This is a genomic window from Ochrobactrum vermis (genome assembly GCF_002975205.1).
GTDB lineage: Bacteria > Pseudomonadota > Alphaproteobacteria > Rhizobiales > Rhizobiaceae > Brucella > Brucella vermis.
Map to the genome: position 1 here is coordinate 714696 of NZ_PCOC01000001.1, position 15563 is coordinate 730258.

Genomic DNA, 15563 nt, shown 5'->3' on the forward strand with positions numbered 1-15563 from the left:
AGCGATACGACCCGGCCTCATTCAACCTAGCTTTGCGCAAATGGGTTGAGCGGTGGCAATGCTGCGGGTTTGCCCTTGCTACGATGATGAATTTCGATATTTGTGAGTAAAGCGTTTCGATCAAATTGCCTGGAAGGTGTTCCAAATAACGTCTGCGAAAGATTTTCCACTTCAATTCGTAGTGGGGCAGAACCTTCCAACGTCCACTCGTTCAGGTCCCGATAACCAAGAAATCGGCTCCATTCGTGCAGGCCAGAGTAGATTTCTTCATACGTACCGGATCGGATCCGGTGCCTGAGAAGTTTTAGCCTGTACCGATAAGTTGCTTGCCGTTTTCGTCGCAACAATTTCACGGCTCGTTGGAGCTTTGGGGCGATCATGCTGATGAGCCATACTATGCCCGCAAGAACGAGGCAGAAAATGACAATCAGCGCAGCTTTTTGTCGTTGAATGAAGGGCTCGGTCGTTGGCTTCGATAACTCCGGTACTATCCCGTCAACAGGGGGGCTAGCTGTAGATACCGATATCGGAACCGCCGCAAGATCAGACGATCTGTTCGTTGCAGAAGAAACGTCGAACCAGGCATACTTGATTGCTGGAAGCACGTACGAGCCCTCCCTAGAGGCCGTGTAAACATGAACTTCGGTTCTCCGGCTTGCGTTCTGCCGTCCTTGAGATACGTTGTCATCAATACGGGGAGTTTTCACGTAATGCTTAAGATCTGGAACAGTGCCGACGTCTAATGGCGGGATCATCATAGCCTGCGTACTCTCGGCTGTTATTGTGATCGTTCGCACAAGCGCATCGCCAACCCGGAGGGATTTGCTATCCCGGTCGAATGATTGTTGCAATGTTACGTTTCGTGCTGCGAACAGCACCTCCCGCTTTTCGTTGCCAGCAACATTTTCGACATTAAATGAAACAGAAGGAACTTCTACGGAACTCTTCGTGGCAGTTCCGTTCACTGATTGACCAAATGTAACCGTGAAAGCCGGCAGTGTAAACGTACCCGGTGTTTCAGGCACCACAGCAAGAGATTTCCGAATGCCAGTGAATCTCACATTATCGACAGTTTCCATTATGTTTTCGGAACGTTCTGTGGAAAGAGAAACGACCGCATTCGCAAGCTCCAAGGCAGGAAACTGCGGGGGAGAGGTGAAGAATTCAGGAACGAATATTTCAATATCAACAAGGACCTGCTGTCCCGGAACGATACGTTTGGCAGGATGTACGTTTGCATGGGCAAAGGGTTCAGCACCGAATGCTGTTGTGGCCGTAAGAAGCATGAAAAAAATCGCGATTGCGGATTTTATCATTGCGATGCCTTTGCTGCTTCTATGGAGAACTTTCTGGCAAGTAAGTCAGCTGGACTGACTTTTATATTATTCATCCACATCTCTGAGGTTTGTTCAGCTACTTCTACCTCGCCAGCCTTGCCCTTTTTTCCCTTGTCATCGAATTCCACACTGTCCGGCTTCTGATTTGGGTCCTGCTGCTGTTCTTCTTCCTGATCCTGCTGCCGCTTGAGTAGCTTTTGGGCAATTGCCAGGTTAGCGATTGCATCTGGCCATTGCGGACGTTCTTTGAGAGCCTCATTATAGGCGTCAACTGCACCGCTGAAATTAGCAAGATGCAGAAGTGCATTGCCTTGATTATACCAGCTCTCCGGGCTATCGATTGAAGCAAACGTTTCGAGTGCCTGTTCATACTGAGTTGCATGGTAGAATGCGATACCACGCCACATAGGGTCTTCAAAAAGCAGGGCTGCTTCAGCGTACGCTTGGCGGTCATAGGCCATGCGTGCCTGTTGATCGTGGGTAAGCCACATGTCAGAAAAACCATCGGCAGACGCCGGAGCGGCCTGGAACAGTTGTAGTGTTATCAGAAATGCTGAAAGTTTAACGATCCAGCCCTTTCGAAACAACATGCCCAGCAGTATCGCGCAAGGTATGGTAAACCACCAACCGACGTCGTGCCACCGATCTCCCAGGGTGGATGTTTGATGAGCGAAGTTCGTATGGACCCTCTCGGCAACCCATTTTACATCTGAATCATCCTCTGTAATGGTCGCTACATCGCTTCGCGTTTCGGCGCCAAAATTCTTAAGAGCGTCGATATCGAGTTTTGTGCTCAGATGCCCGCCGGCGGAGTCGCTGGCGAAACCTCCATCAGGTGTCCTGATAACGCCACCCTGTGGGGTGCCTACTCCTAGAATTATCAGGGAGCTCTTGATATTTTTAGCAATGTCTGTAGCCGCCGCTTCAATACCGTCTGTGAGCAGCACTACAGTGCCGGTCGCGCCTTCTCGAGACAAAAGTTCATCCGCCAGTTTCAGGGCGGCCGATGTGTCTTTTCCCGGCTTTGGCATGATGCTTGTTGAAAGGGCATCAGTGTAGGTCTGGATCAGATCAGCATCATCCGTTAGGGGAACTACCAAGTGAGCGGTTCCTGAATATGCAATGACTGCGGTACGCGCGCCCCCACGCGTGGCAAGTATGTCGTGGATCTTCAGCTTCACCCGCTCAATACGACTGGGTGAAATATCAATCGCGTCCATTGTTGAAGAAAGGTCGACAACCAAAACCAGCGATGCTGTGTCCGAAACGAACGGCGGCGGTTCTCTTATCCAGGTTGGCCCGGCAGCACCGATTGTCGCCAGCGTGAGAGTTCCAGACAATAAAAAAACGGGGAGATTGCGCTTTTGCTGGGGAGGCTCGATTAGCAGGCTTTTAAGCAGATGCGGTGTGATCACCCGTTTCCAGCGATCAGTGAAGTCGTTGGAGTGCAGGGCGAGCCAGATGATAAGCGGCGGAAAGCTAAGCGCAATTAGCCACAAAGGGCGGAGGAAGTGAAAGTCAAACGTCATGCGCATACCTCCGCCGCAGGAAGCCTACAGTTCCAACCGCAAAATACCAACCGGCGAGCAGGATGACTGCGGCGCCAAGTGGCCAAACGAACAGTTCATTCCTGGGACGCCAGGTCAGCTGCTTCTGCTCCTGAGGTGTTATCCTGTCCAGTTCCTCATAGATTTTCTGAAGCTGAGCCTGATCACCGCCAAAATAGTAATTTCCGCCCGTGGTCCTCGCGATTTTCTGGAGTGTGTCTGTATCCAGTTTGTCTTCTCCCGCAGCGTCCGGATTTCCAATGCCAATTGTATGGACAACGATCTTCTTGCGTTTTGCAATTTCCGCAGCCTTTAGTGGGGGCATTTTACTCGCGGTGTCGTTTCCATCAGTCAGAAGTATCAGGACTTTGTCGGGTACGTCTGTTTTCTCGAACATACGAATGGCGAGCCCCAGGGTATCACCCAGCGCCGTTCGTGGTCCAGCTATGCCTGGTAGCAATCCCTGAATGATTGTTTGAACAAGTTCATGATCCATCGTAAAAGGTGCCAACGGATAGGGGGCATCACCAAATGCAACTATACCAAGACGATCCGTGGGGCGTTTGGCTACAAAATCGGTCACTACAGATTTCACAGCGTTTACACGAGGTTCCAGATGCGCATCCGAATCTGCAAAATCTCGCGTATCCATTGACTGTGACAAGTCGAGAGCCAACAGAATGTCGCGCTGCGGTTCCGTTTTGGTCAGGGGTGGTTCGACAAACTGGGGACGCGCAAGGGCAACAACAACCAGGCACCAACACAGGAAATCTACAAGGAAGTGTGGTATGGTTCTTCGCCGTACAATTGAACCTTGACTGGGTTCAATGCCTACAGCGTCGGTTACCTGCCTAAAAAATGGTAATCGGATCGAAATTGACGTTTCGTGATGAGCTGGAACCAGCCACCTTATCAGAAACGGCAATGGAAGCAGCAGCAAAGCTAGGGGAAAATTGAGCTCATACATTGTGTCTCTCTACCCACTTGCTTGTGTCATTTACGACTGCGTCGAAGTCGTCGAAAGCCGGATGAAACTCGTCACGGTATTCCAGATCGTTCAGAAACCGAGAGAGCAAACTGCTCATGTGTGTTCCGTCGTGAGCAGCCAGAAATTTTACCCAGTTTTCTCCCGAAAGTGCTGCGACACTGCGCCTTGACCAGGAAACCATAGCCACCCGCTTTACAAGTTCGACCAAAGAGACAGCTGTGACGTATCGCTGGTCCGGATCTTGGAACTGAATCCTTATGGCTTTAAGTTGCTTCATGGCTTCGCGCCGGTAAGCATTTCGTAGCCATCGTTTGTACCAAAGCGCCAAATAGCTGAGAATCAGAACTAACAGTATTAATGCGAAGAGGCCCCATCCCCAGGTCTGGGGGAACCAGGAGACAGGCTCAGGCATTGCCAAATCGTTAAGCGAACGCAGTGCAATCTCAGTTGTTTGATCAAGCTTCGGCTGCTGTTCCACTATCGCCTCCGCTGACGCCAGGCCGACTGCCCCAGAAGATTACGTAATTGCGGAGCAGTTTCTTCCGCCGCAGAGATGGGGAGCATCGGCAAACCCAATTCGTGCTGCCAGGTAAAGAGCTCTCGGGCACGTTCGCGAGCGAAGCTGTCAATTGATTTTCGTACGTGCTGTTGGCCAAGAGGTAGTTCGGCTTGAAGTTGCCCACTGCTAACCACGATATCGCCGACGGTGGGTAGTTCCAGCATGAAAGGGTCATATATTAGCAGGCACACCACGTCGTTTCGCATGGCCAGTTCGATGAGGGCTTGTCTGGTTGCATCGCTGTGGCCATCAAAATCACTGACGATTAGCACCAGAAAATCATGGTGCGCGATGCTTGCGGCATGCTTGAGGGCATCGTCTAATGCGACCGGGTTTGGCTTTTGTTCGTAGTCTGCCCGGAGTCTCCCATTTGCGTCCGCGATTTTGTCTGCCAATGCAATTACAGCGTTGCGACTGCGATGGGGTTTTATCTCGCTGATTTCGACATCATTGAAGACAATGCCGCCAATGCGGTCGCCGGAACCCAGAATTCGCCAGGCCGCTAGTATCGCCGCTTCTGCGGCCGCCACAGATTTCATCGAGCGACGGCTACCGAAGAACATGTTAATTCTCTGATCAACGACCAGAAGTGCTGGCCGCTCTTTTTCTTCAGAATACACCCGTACGACGGGACGTCCTGTTCTAGCTGTCACCCTCCAGTCAATTGACCGGACATCGTCGCCCGGCAAATACTCGCGCAACTCCTCGAAACTGAGTCCACGACCTCGCATGAGTGAATGTAACCGACCAGCCAGTAACTGATGGCTACGTTTCTTCTGTACAAATGTCAGGTCACGGGCCTGCCTCTCGAGCGCGACGAGCTGTTGGGTGGTTATATAAGCCCCCTGGTCAGCAGCTGTCGTCATGATACACCGACCAGTTCCGTAATACGGTTGATGACTTCGTCAGCCGTTGTACTGGAGGCGTGGGCATCATATGAAAGTATGACGCGGTGTCGAAATACATCGTTTACCACGGCCTTGACATCATCCGGTGTTACGTAATCTCTACCGTGGAGCCAAGCGTAAGAGCGCGATACCCGGTCAAGACCAATTACGCCGCGAGGACTCACGCCAACTTGTAGGAGTTTTTCAAGTTCCTTATCGTAGCGGCCTGGATAGCGTGTCGCGATAACGAGAGCGACGATATATTGTTCAACAGGATTGCTGACTTTGACAGTTCCAATTTCCGCTCTGGCATTGAATACTGACTTTGGATCAAGTCTCTGAACTGATTTATGTTCTGCAGGCGGTTTTTCTTCGAGCTCTTTCTCTTCTTGACGATTTAGATGCATGATATCGACTTCCGATTGCTCGTCGGGATAGCCGACTTCTACATGCATCAAAAATCGATCGAGCTGAGCTTCAGGTAGCGGATAGGTACCTTCCTGTTCTATCGGATTTTGCGTAGCCATCACCATGAAAAGCTGAGGTAGGGGGTAGCTTTGACCGCCAACGGTAACCTGACGTTCTTCCATGGCTTCTAGAAGCGCAGACTGAACCTTCGCTGGAGCACGGTTTATCTCATCAGCCAGAATGAGATTGGCGAATATAGGACCTTGCTGAAACTTAAATTCACCTTTGCCTGAAGCGGAAAAATAAACCTCAGAACCTGTTATGTCCGCCGGCAGCAGATCGGGTGTGAATTGAACGCGTGAGAGCTCTGCCTGCAGATTCTTCGCCAGGCTTTTGATCGCTCTCGTCTTGGCAAGGCCGGGCAAGCCTTCAACCAGCAGGTGGCCGTTTGACAACAGGCCGAGCAACAATCGTTCCACCATGGACTGTTGACCGACAACAGATTTCTGAATCTGCTTACCTAGATTGAGAATATCGTCACGTGCCGGCAAATTCGCGTCCTCCCTATTTCGCCTGAGCCGCGTCACAATCGGCATCAACTTAGCTGCGGATCTGGGCCTAGCGACCTCATGGATATGCTGCGGCACCAACTGAGCGTTAGGAAGTACGTAACGGTAAATTTCACCCAAATGAGAGGTGCACTGTCCCAAATCGGTATGCTGCTCTCGAAAGATCAGGAATGGCGAGGTTGGTCCCTGCTGTACTTCACGTTCGTGACAATCATCGATTGGAGGTAGCAACTACGGGCCGCAGAGGAACCGGCCGTGAAAACCACTTTGTCGTCTTCGTTTAGAAAATGGATTCCGCTCCGGCAAGATCCGATTGAGCGCGAGAGCTGAAACGTAGTCAGATTTTCTGCAATATGTAGAATTTTCCGAAGAAGAATGAGGGGTAACAGAGCCGAGTTACTGTAACGTACTTCCTTTGCTTTCCACCGAAGGTATGCTTCAGCATCTCATGTGGGCTTATACGCCTTTTGAGATGTCGCAGAGTGAATATGCAGGCAGATTTTTGAACATTGGGAGACAAGTAATGAGCCTGACAGGAAAGCTGACAGCCATTGCGTTGACGCTGCTGAGCACGTCTGCATTGGCACAGAATACGTCAACACAACCCCCAGGGGACAAGCCGAACATACTTGTCATCTTCGGGGATGATATTGGTCAAACGAACATAAGCGCCTATTCCGACGGCGTAGTGGGCTATCGTACACCTAATATCGATCGAATTGCTAAAGAAGGCTTGCGGTTCACGGATTACTATGCGGAAAACAGTTGTACTGCAGGCCGCTCTACTTTCATCACGGGACAGACAGTGTTGCGAACCGGGATGTCCAAGGTCGGGGTACCCGGAGCCCCAGTTGGTATTCAAGATCGTGACGTTACCATCGCGCAGGCGCTGAAAGCGCGTGGTTATGCCACTGGTCAGTTCGGCAAAAATCATCTGGGCGACCAGGACCGTTTCCTGCCGACTGAACATGGTTTCGAGGAGTTTTTCGGCAATCTTTATCATCTTAATGCTGAAGAAGAACCGGAACGTCCTTATTGGCCAAAAGATGACCCAGAGTTTCTCAAAAATTACGCGCCTCGTGGTGTTCTTAAGGCTTCAGCTGATGGTCAGGTTGAAGATACTGGAGCGCTTACCACTAAACGTATGGAAACGATCGATGATGAAACAACCGCGGCGGCGATGGATTATATAAAGAAGCAGGTAGAAGCAAAAAAACCGTTCTTTACCTGGATGAATACCACGCGCATGCACCTTTTTACCCACGTACGACCTGAGTTTAAAGGGCAGAGCGGTATGCCTGGCAATGACTATGCCGACGGTATGATCGAACATGACAATGACGTCGGAAAACTGCTGGGTCTGTTGGACGAACTGAAAATTGCCGACAACACGATCGTCGTCTACACCACAGATAATGGACCGAACCAGTTTTCGTGGCCGGATGCCGCGACAACACCATTCCGAAGCGAAAAAGACTCCAACTGGGAAGGAGCATTCCGTGTGCCGGCTATAATTCGCTGGCCGGGTAAGATCAAACCCAACACCACGTCAAATGAAATGTTTTCCGGCCTTGACTGGTTTCCCACATTGCTCGCTGCAGCCGGTGATACGGATATCAAGGAGCGCCTCTTGAAAGGTACGGATCTTGGCGGAAAGACCTTCAAGGTTCATCTCGACGGATACAACCAGCTACCTTATCTGATTGGTGAGCAACCCAAAAGCAGTCGTAACGAGTTTTATTATTTCAACGATGATGCAAAGCTCGTTGGCCTGCGCTTTGGCGATTGGAAAGCTGTCTTCTGTGAAATGAGGAAGCCGGGTGGTTTTGATGTATGGCAGGATCCGTTCACTTGCCTGCGCGTGCCTAAGATCTTTAACCTGCGTATGGATCCTTTCGAAAGGGCAGACATCGTTTCCGATCAATACAACGATTGGCGAACCAAGAATGCCTACCTATTTGCTCAGGCCACGATGAAGGCTGCCACATTCCTTGAAACCTTCGTGGCATACCCACCGAGCCAGCGCCCGGCAAGCTTCTCGATCGATCAGGTCGAAGAATCCGTCCATAAGCAGATTGATGCGATACTGGACAAAGCCGCAAGCGCACCAGCCCAGTAAGCGGACGGGGGGCCGTCTGAAGGCGGCCTCCTTTTATACCTAACTCGACGGGCGATTACTATGGTGCACAGCATATTTCTTAAGGATGCAAAAATATCGAGTAACGCGACACGTCTTTGGCTTGCAGCGTCTCTTCTGCTGGTTTCAGGTTTCTCGTCACTGATTTTCCAAGTTGTGTGGATCCGGCAGCTATCAACAATAATCGGCGTGGACGTATATGCAGTTAGCGCTGGCATATCTGCATTTATGGGCGGATTGGCGGTCGGTAGTCTCATCTTTGGCCGTCTTGCCGATCATCTGCAAACGCCCTTGCTGCTTTATGGTGGGCTTGAAGCCATGGTGGCAGCATTAGGATTATTAGTCACGATCAGTCTTCCCCATCTTGCCGTACCTTTTGCAAAACTAGAAGATGGTAGTACCATATTGGCATGGTCGTTGCTCCTTTTGACCGTTACAGTCCCCGCAGTTTTCATGGGAGGGACACTTCCGGCAATGCTGTGTTCGATCAAAGAACTCGGCCATCCATCGGCAATGGCCGGTAGGCTTTATGCAGCCAATACGATGGGTGCAATTGCCGGGACGCTTGCCGCTTCTTTTGTGTTGATACCTTCATTGGGTCTCGCTGGTACTGCTGGGGGAGCCGCTGCTGGCAGTTTTGGAACTGCAATCACAGTCTTCTTTATAAGGGGGGCTGCGCAGGAAGCGGATGGGAGACATAAAGTACATTCGATGCTCCTTTCAGGTGAAGCCCGCCAGGCAATCATTCTGTACGCGGTCGCTGGAGGAGTTGCTCTCGGATATGAAGTCGTTTGGACACAGTCAATTGTACAGTTCATGAGTACCCGTGCCTTTGCGTTTTCAGTCGTTCTGGCAACCTACCTAGCTGGTCTGGCATTGGGCTCGGCAGCCATTTCCCCTTTTATGTCACGCGTAAAGAGACCTTGGAGCGTTCTGGGCTTTTTGATTGGAACGGCAGGAGTGGTAGCCGCAGTTGAGATCGCGTTGCTTGGACGCTGGATAATCGTCGCGCAGTCGTTCGCTGAATACTGGATACTCGCCGCTACAGAAAACCGACTTGCTGGGATGTCTGCGCGCTTTGCAGTTGCAGCGTTCACGATGGTGTTTACTCCGACACTACTCCTGGGCGCCGCGTTCCCTGTAGTTGTAATGATTGTTGCGAGAACCGTGCCTGTTGGTCGCGCAGTTGGGTTGGTTGGAGGCTGGAACACTCTCGGTGGTATTACGGGTTCCTTCTTCACAGGTTTTGTTCTCGTGCCTCAATTCGGGTTTGTCCGTGCAATCGGTATTCTCGCTCTCATTGCATCGCTGCTTGCAACGATTGCGTTACTGCGTTGTGAAAGGCGGTCACTTCAAGCCATGGTGGCTTCCGGCTTGCTAGTCGTGATTGCTGGTCTCTGCTTGGCGTTTGTTCCTGCAAACAGGTTTGCCCAGCTTCTACCAGGCATACAAAAGGGTGAACTGGTTTTCTACGAGGAAGGATTAGGCGCAACCGTCGCGGTCGTAGAACAGGGAAATAATAGCAGATTTAGGAGGCTTTATATCCAGGGAGTATCTAACACGGGTGATTCAATGGCCTCAGAACGCTATATGCGGCTGCAGGCATTGTTACCTCTGATAATTGCCGATACCGAGCCAAAATCAGTATTGATAATAGGTTTTGGCACCGGCATTACAGCGGGTGCTACCCTTGCATTTGATAGTCTGGACAAGCGTGTTGTTGCGGAGTTGCTGCCTGGGGTCGTCCGTGCCAGTCGTACTTTCAAAGGCAATTATGGAGCGCCTGATGATCCGCGAATTGACCTGCGCTTGCGCGACGGCCGCAGAGAGCTTATCGCCAGTGACAGTCAATATGACCTGATTACGCTCGAGCCACCACCACCGTCGGCGGCAGGTGTCGCCAATCTTTATTCGACCGATTTTTACAGGCTTGCCTCGAAAAGGTTGACTGGTGGCGGTATTGTTGCGCAGTGGCTGCCGTTGCCTACACAGAACGTAGAGGACACCCGTGCACTTATAAAAAGCTTCACCGAAGTGTTTCCGTTCGTGCATCTTTGGACGACAGAGCTTCATGAGATGATGATGACCGGATCCATGCGCCCCATGCCCCTGGATTATGGCCGGATGACAGCGCGGTTTGAGCAACCTATGGTCAGGAAAGCACTTCAGGATGTTGGTATCCAATCTGTGGACACGTTGCTCGCCACATGGGTGACTGACAGGAACGGGCTGATGGCCTTTGCAGGTGACGTGCAATCCATAACGGATAATAATCCATCTATCGAATATGGTACATGGGTACGGCCCCATACTTTCCAGACTACTCTGACCAGTATTATGCATCATGCCGGGGAACCCGAGATTGTAAATCTACCACCGCATGCGCTTGCCAGAGTGCAGCGAGATCGTCAGTATCTCTATACATTTTATCAGGCAGGTCTTGCCTCATACAATAACGATCGGGAAGCATGGCAAGAGAATGGAGCTTTTGTCATGCAGTATGCCGGTGCAAACCCATATTATAGATGGTTTTTTACTGCTGGTTCCCCTTGATCCGTTCTGACCAATCTCTAGGCGCAGGAGTGATCGAGAAACTTTCAGTATGACAAAGGCTTGATGAAGACTTTGTTGTAAGGCGGGATCACCTCAAGACGTGCGCACAGCCCTATGAAACAGGCGCGCTATCTAGCTGCAGGTTGGGTATTGGGATTCGCAACGAGTATTCGCCTATTCCTGCCTACTGAACCTTATGCCGTTAACATAGCTGTGGCGCTGTCGTACTGCGTTCACTGACGCTCGAGCGAATGCGCGCCACTGGCTCTCTCGAGGTAGCGTTAGACACCGCACGCCCGCCTTTGCAGATTTTATTATATCTTAAGACGATGCCCCGTCGGGAGTCTCCGCACCTTACATTTCTAATCGGAATAAGTAATTGTAAAATATATATAATTACGGAATTATATATTGGCGAATGTACTTATGTAACATGGTGTTACGTCTCATATTTTACCGTAACGTACTTACATTCCCGGTGATCAGAAGCGACATTTCGATATGGATAGCCGGAGGCGACAATGGCCGAATGTCTCGAGGAAATGACTAGCGAAGCTGCTCCCGCCGATATGAAGTGGATTGAGGGGGGAAACTTTGTGATGGGATCTGACCACCACTATCCAGAGGAAGCTCCAGCGCATCCGGTCAGGGTGGATGGTTTCTGGATTGACGTTGCCCCGGTAACGAATAGACAATTTGCGAATTTCATCAAGGCAACAGGATATGTAACCGTTGCTGAAACCGTTCCGGATGCGGCTGACTATCCAGGCGCCAGGCCTGAAAATTTGCGCGCTGGTTCGCTGGTATTCCAGCAGCCAAAAGCCGTAGATGGTCAGGATATATGTCAATGGTGGAAATACAAGCACGGTGCTAGCTGGAAGAAGCCACTGGGAGGTCTGAGCGACGTCAGAGGTAAACTCGATCACCCCGTGGTGCATGTAGCCTGGTCTGATGCCGCAGCCTACGCTGACTGGGCAGGCTTGGAACTGCCTACCGAAGCAGAATGGGAGTTCGCCGCCCGCGGTGGAACTGAAGGCTGCGAATATGCCTGGGGAGATGAGCTCATCCCGGATGGCAGACTTATGGCAAACACCTGGCAGGGTATCTTTCCTGTTCAGTCAACCAAGCCAAAAGGGCAGGAGCGAACCTCACCCGTACGTTCTTTTCCATCCAACGGATATGGGCTTTACGACATGATAGGAAATGTCTGGGAGTGGACAAGCGACTATTGGTCTACAAGACATCCCCAGCGCGCTGAAAAGTCGTGTTGTATTCCAATGAATCCACACGGTGGCGACCTTTCCGGCAGCTATGATCCCCAGCTTCCTGAAATAAGGATTCCGCGGAGAGTTGTAAAAGGCGGATCACACCTTTGCGCGCCAAATTACTGCCGCCGGTATCGTCCAGCAGCTCGCCATGCTCAACCTGAAGATAGTTCTATGAGCCACGTGGGGTTTCGCTGCATCAAAAGAAATCCACTTCGCAGGAGCGTGTGATGATAAGGGCACAAATCGCGTTGAAGCCAATTCATACTGTTTTTTTGACATTGACCGTGCTGGTGATTTGCCTTTGTCAGCCAGTGCTGGCACAGGATCCGCTGCCCTCCTGGAGAGATGGAGCAACTAAGACTAGCATCATTGAGTTTGTTACGTCGGTCGCGATTGAAGGCAATAAGAACTACGTACAACCAGACGATCGCATCGCTGTGTTTGATAACGATGGAACCCTGTGGTCCGAACAGCCATTCTATATCCAACTTGGATTTGCGCTCGACCGGGTTAAGACGCTTGCCGAAAAGAACCCTGACTGGAAGGAGAAGGAACCCTTTAAAAGTGTCCTCAATAACGACTTTCAGGGGGTGGCTGCTAGTGGTGAGAAGGGGCTCATCGAGTTGGTTATGGCTACCCATGCAGGCATGACGACTGACGAATTTAACAGACTCGTCACGAAATGGTTTGCCACTGCACGGCATCCAAAGACAGACAGACTCTATACTGAAATGACCTACCTTCCGATGCACGAGCTACTTGAGTATCTGCGTGAGAATGGCTTCAAGACCTTTATTGTCTCCGGAGGTGGGGTGGAGTTTATGCGTCCGGTGACGCAGGCGCTTTACGGCATACCTCCTGAGCAAGTCGTCGGTAGTTCGATTGAAACCAAGTATGAAGTCATCGATGAAGTGCCCACCCTGACGCGGTTGCCGAAAATCGACTTCATTGATGATGGTGCAGGAAAGCCTGTGGGCATCAACAAGTTCATAGGTCGCCGTCCAATCTTTGTCGCCGGAAACTCTGATGGCGATTATGAAATGTTGAGATGGGCTACCGCTAAATCACCGAGCTTTGGGATGATCGTCCATCACACGGATGCAGAACGTGAGTTTGCTTATGACCGCAAGTCTGCTTTCGGGAAGTTGGATAAAGCCTTGGATGAGGCCCAACAGCATAGATGGACTGTAGTCGACATGAAAGACGACTGGGCAGAAGTCTTCTCGCCGAAAAAGTAAGGCGTATTGGTGACAAATAGAAATACCGCTCGAGGCGATTGTATTACGATGAAGAGTAATAGGGCCTCGTTACCAATAACTTGGTTCTAATGAAGGAAAACCCAAAATGAAAAAAGATAGCTCAGATCAAACAAAAAGTAACTCCGCAGCAGTGAGTCGCCGCGATCTGCTGCTTGGGGGGAGTTCGCTTGCCGTAACTGCACTGACAGTTGCAGCTACAACGCGACCGACGTTGGCACAGGCGCAGACATCAGGCAACAGAGAGCCCGCTCAATCGGGCAAGAGGCCAAACATTCTCGTCATTTTTGGTGATGATATCGGTATACCTCAGATCAGCGCCTATACCATGGGTCTTATGGGGTATCGCACTCCCAATATCGACCGCATAGCAAAAGAAGGTGCAATCTTTACGGATTCTTATGGCCAGCAAAGCTGCACTGCAGGTCGGGCCTCGTTCATTCTTGGGCAAGAGCCATTTCGGACGGGCCTTCTCACTATCGGTATGCCCGGAGATCCACACGGAATTCAGGATTGGATGCCAACCATAGCTGATGTGATGAAAGCTCAGGGCTATGCGACAGGTCAATTTGGCAAGAACCATCTTGGCGACCAGGACCAACATCTGCCAACAAACCATGGCTTCGATGAGTTCTTTGGAAATCTTTATCATCTGAATGCAGAAGAAGAGCCTGAAGGTTATTTTTATCCAAAGGACCCAGATTTCAGAAAGCAGTATGGACCGCGTGGTGTCATCAAGTCTAGTGCTGACGGGAAGATTGAAGATACCGGTGCATTGAATACCAAGCGTATGGAGACGGTCGACGAAGAGTTTCTTGTGGCAGCCAAGGATTTTATAGACCGCCAGCATAAAGCGGATAAGCCATTTTTCTGCTGGTTTAACTCAACACGCATGCACGTTTTCACGCATCTGAAGAAGGATTCTGTCGGTAAAACTGGTAAAGGCATCCACGCGGACGGGATGCTAGAACACGACGGGCATGTTGGCCAACTGCTGGATCAACTGGACGAGCTCGGGATCACCGACGATACAATCGTTCTTTATACGACAGATAACGGGGCAGAACTGGCCTTGTGGCCAGACGGTGCACAAACGATGTTCAGAGGTGAAAAGGGGACGACCTGGGAGGGCGGTTTCCGAATCCCGATGGTGGTTCGTTGGCCAGGTGTCGTGAAGCCGGGAACGGAGATAAACGACATCGTAACCCTCATGGACTGGATGCCAACATTTGCCGCTGCAGCTGGCATTCCGGATATCAAGGAGCAGATGAAGACTGGCTTCAAGTCAGGTTCAAAAGAATTCAAAGTTCATCTAGACGGGTACGATCTCACGTCTTTGTTAAAAGGTGAAAGTGATACAACCCCTCGAGATGCAATGTACTACTTCGACCAGGGTGGAAATCTTAACGCCATTCGCTGGAACGATTGGAAGTTAAGTTTTGCAACTATGAGCCACGGCAATATTGCAACAGCTACCCGAGAAGTAACCAACTGGGCATTAATTGCCAACCTCAGAATGGATCCATATGAAAGGGCAATGGAAGACGGTGGGGGAGCAATCGAATTTCTCGCTCGAAATATGTGGCTTTTGGTGCCGGTGCAGGGGAAAATCAAGGAATTCTTCACGGATTTTGACAAGTTCCCTTATCAGGAAGGCAGTAGTCTTAACGCCAGCGGTATCAATTATGGCTTGCTGCGGCAGCGGGCCGCCCTAGATCGGCTGAATCAGCTTGAGAGGCTATCTCCACAGTGATTTTGGGTTGGAGTGGGGAAGCATCAGTGTTCCCCACTCCAACCACTTATTTCTAACGTTGTTGCGCTGTATTGCGATCTGAAATCGACTGCGATGCATGATAAGAACATACAACACTCGTTTTGCCAGATAGTTTGAATATCCGCGGACGGCTTTCATATGATTTTTCCAACAATGAAATTATCCCTGAGGCATTATTCAATAAATAGGGTAAATATTATTAGAGGGATTTTATAGAATTGGATTATAGGTATTTTATAGTAAAAAGAGAAGAGTGTAAGGTAAGTTGTAATTGTATAAA

General features: G+C 50.5%; 11 protein-coding genes. 5 read left to right on the forward strand and 6 right to left on the reverse strand.

Annotated elements, in window-relative coordinates; genetic code table 11:
- Window positions 1-26: 26 nt before the first annotated feature.
- From CQZ93_RS03375 to CQZ93_RS03400, 6 genes are read right to left on the reverse strand one after another with little or no spacing between them, the layout of a single operon-like run.
- Complete coding sequence (locus CQZ93_RS03375; protein WP_105541335.1) at window positions 27-1316, reverse strand: BatD family protein; 1290 nt, start codon at window positions 1314-1316, stop codon at window positions 27-29.
- The gene (locus CQZ93_RS03380; protein ID WP_105541336.1) at window positions 1313-2866 is read right to left on the reverse strand and encodes a VWA domain-containing protein; all 1554 of its coding nucleotides are present in this window, start codon (window positions 2864-2866) and stop codon (window positions 1313-1315) included. The genes CQZ93_RS03375 and CQZ93_RS03380 overlap by 4 nt, the downstream gene beginning before the upstream one ends.
- The gene (locus tag CQZ93_RS03385) at window positions 2856-3851 is read right to left on the reverse strand and encodes a VWA domain-containing protein (RefSeq protein WP_105541337.1); all 996 of its coding nucleotides are present in this window, start codon (window positions 3849-3851) and stop codon (window positions 2856-2858) included. Before CQZ93_RS03385 ends, CQZ93_RS03380 begins: the two co-directional genes overlap by 11 nt.
- Complete coding sequence (locus CQZ93_RS03390; RefSeq protein ID WP_105541338.1) at window positions 3844-4350, reverse strand: DUF4381 domain-containing protein; 507 nt, start codon at window positions 4348-4350, stop codon at window positions 3844-3846. Before CQZ93_RS03390 ends, CQZ93_RS03385 begins: the two co-directional genes overlap by 8 nt.
- A complete protein-coding gene (locus CQZ93_RS03395; protein WP_105541339.1) occupies window positions 4350-5297 on the reverse strand; it encodes a DUF58 domain-containing protein in 948 nt (315 codons plus the stop codon). The genes CQZ93_RS03390 and CQZ93_RS03395 overlap by 1 nt, the downstream gene beginning before the upstream one ends.
- Window positions 5294-6277, reverse strand: coding sequence for an AAA family ATPase (locus CQZ93_RS03400; RefSeq protein WP_105541340.1), 984 nt, complete (start codon window positions 6275-6277; stop codon window positions 5294-5296). Before CQZ93_RS03400 ends, CQZ93_RS03395 begins: the two co-directional genes overlap by 4 nt.
- 541 nt (window positions 6278-6818) lie before the next feature.
- Here CQZ93_RS03400 and CQZ93_RS03405 point away from each other — a divergent pair.
- The 5 genes from CQZ93_RS03405 to CQZ93_RS03425 all read left to right on the forward strand — a co-directional run bounded on the left by CQZ93_RS03405 (window position 6819) and on the right by CQZ93_RS03425 (window position 15262).
- Window positions 6819-8414 carry an arylsulfatase gene (locus tag CQZ93_RS03405; protein ID WP_105541341.1) on the forward strand — a complete coding sequence of 532 codons (1596 nt, stop codon included), beginning with the start codon at window positions 6819-6821 and terminating at the stop codon, window positions 8412-8414.
- 60 nt (window positions 8415-8474) lie between these two features.
- Complete coding sequence (locus tag CQZ93_RS03410) at window positions 8475-10985, forward strand: fused MFS/spermidine synthase (protein WP_105541342.1); 2511 nt, start codon at window positions 8475-8477, stop codon at window positions 10983-10985.
- Between the two features lie 521 nt (window positions 10986-11506).
- Window positions 11507-12481, forward strand: coding sequence for a formylglycine-generating enzyme family protein (locus tag CQZ93_RS03415; protein WP_105541343.1), 975 nt, complete (start codon window positions 11507-11509; stop codon window positions 12479-12481).
- Entirely contained in the window at window positions 12481-13491 is a 1011-nt protein-coding gene (locus CQZ93_RS03420; RefSeq protein WP_105541344.1) for an HAD family hydrolase, read from the forward strand. Before CQZ93_RS03415 ends, CQZ93_RS03420 begins: the two co-directional genes overlap by 1 nt.
- Window positions 13492-13597: 106 nt before the next feature.
- Window positions 13598-15262, forward strand: a complete 1665-nt coding sequence (locus CQZ93_RS03425; protein ID WP_105541345.1) for an arylsulfatase — start codon at window positions 13598-13600, stop codon at window positions 15260-15262.
- Window positions 15263-15563 lie beyond the last annotated feature (301 nt).

Coding starts and splice junctions, on each gene's coding strand:
- CQZ93_RS03375 (WP_105541335.1), bottom strand. CDS start 1,316: ATGATAAAATCCGCAATCGCGATTTTTTTCATGCTTCTTACGGCCACA.
- CQZ93_RS03380 (WP_105541336.1), bottom strand. CDS start 2,866: ATGACGTTTGACTTTCACTTCCTCCGCCCTTTGTGGCTAATTGCGCTT.
- CQZ93_RS03385 (WP_105541337.1), bottom strand. CDS start 3,851: ATGTATGAGCTCAATTTTCCCCTAGCTTTGCTGCTGCTTCCATTGCCG.
- CQZ93_RS03395 (WP_105541339.1), bottom strand. CDS start 5,297: ATGACGACAGCTGCTGACCAGGGGGCTTATATAACCACCCAACAGCTC.
- CQZ93_RS03405 (WP_105541341.1), top strand. CDS start 6,819: ATGAGCCTGACAGGAAAGCTGACAGCCATTGCGTTGACGCTGCTGAGC.
- CQZ93_RS03410 (WP_105541342.1), top strand. CDS start 8,475: ATGGTGCACAGCATATTTCTTAAGGATGCAAAAATATCGAGTAACGCG.
- CQZ93_RS03415 (WP_105541343.1), top strand. CDS start 11,507: ATGGCCGAATGTCTCGAGGAAATGACTAGCGAAGCTGCTCCCGCCGAT.
- CQZ93_RS03420 (WP_105541344.1), top strand. CDS start 12,481: ATGATAAGGGCACAAATCGCGTTGAAGCCAATTCATACTGTTTTTTTG.
- CQZ93_RS03425 (WP_105541345.1), top strand. CDS start 13,598: ATGAAAAAAGATAGCTCAGATCAAACAAAAAGTAACTCCGCAGCAGTG.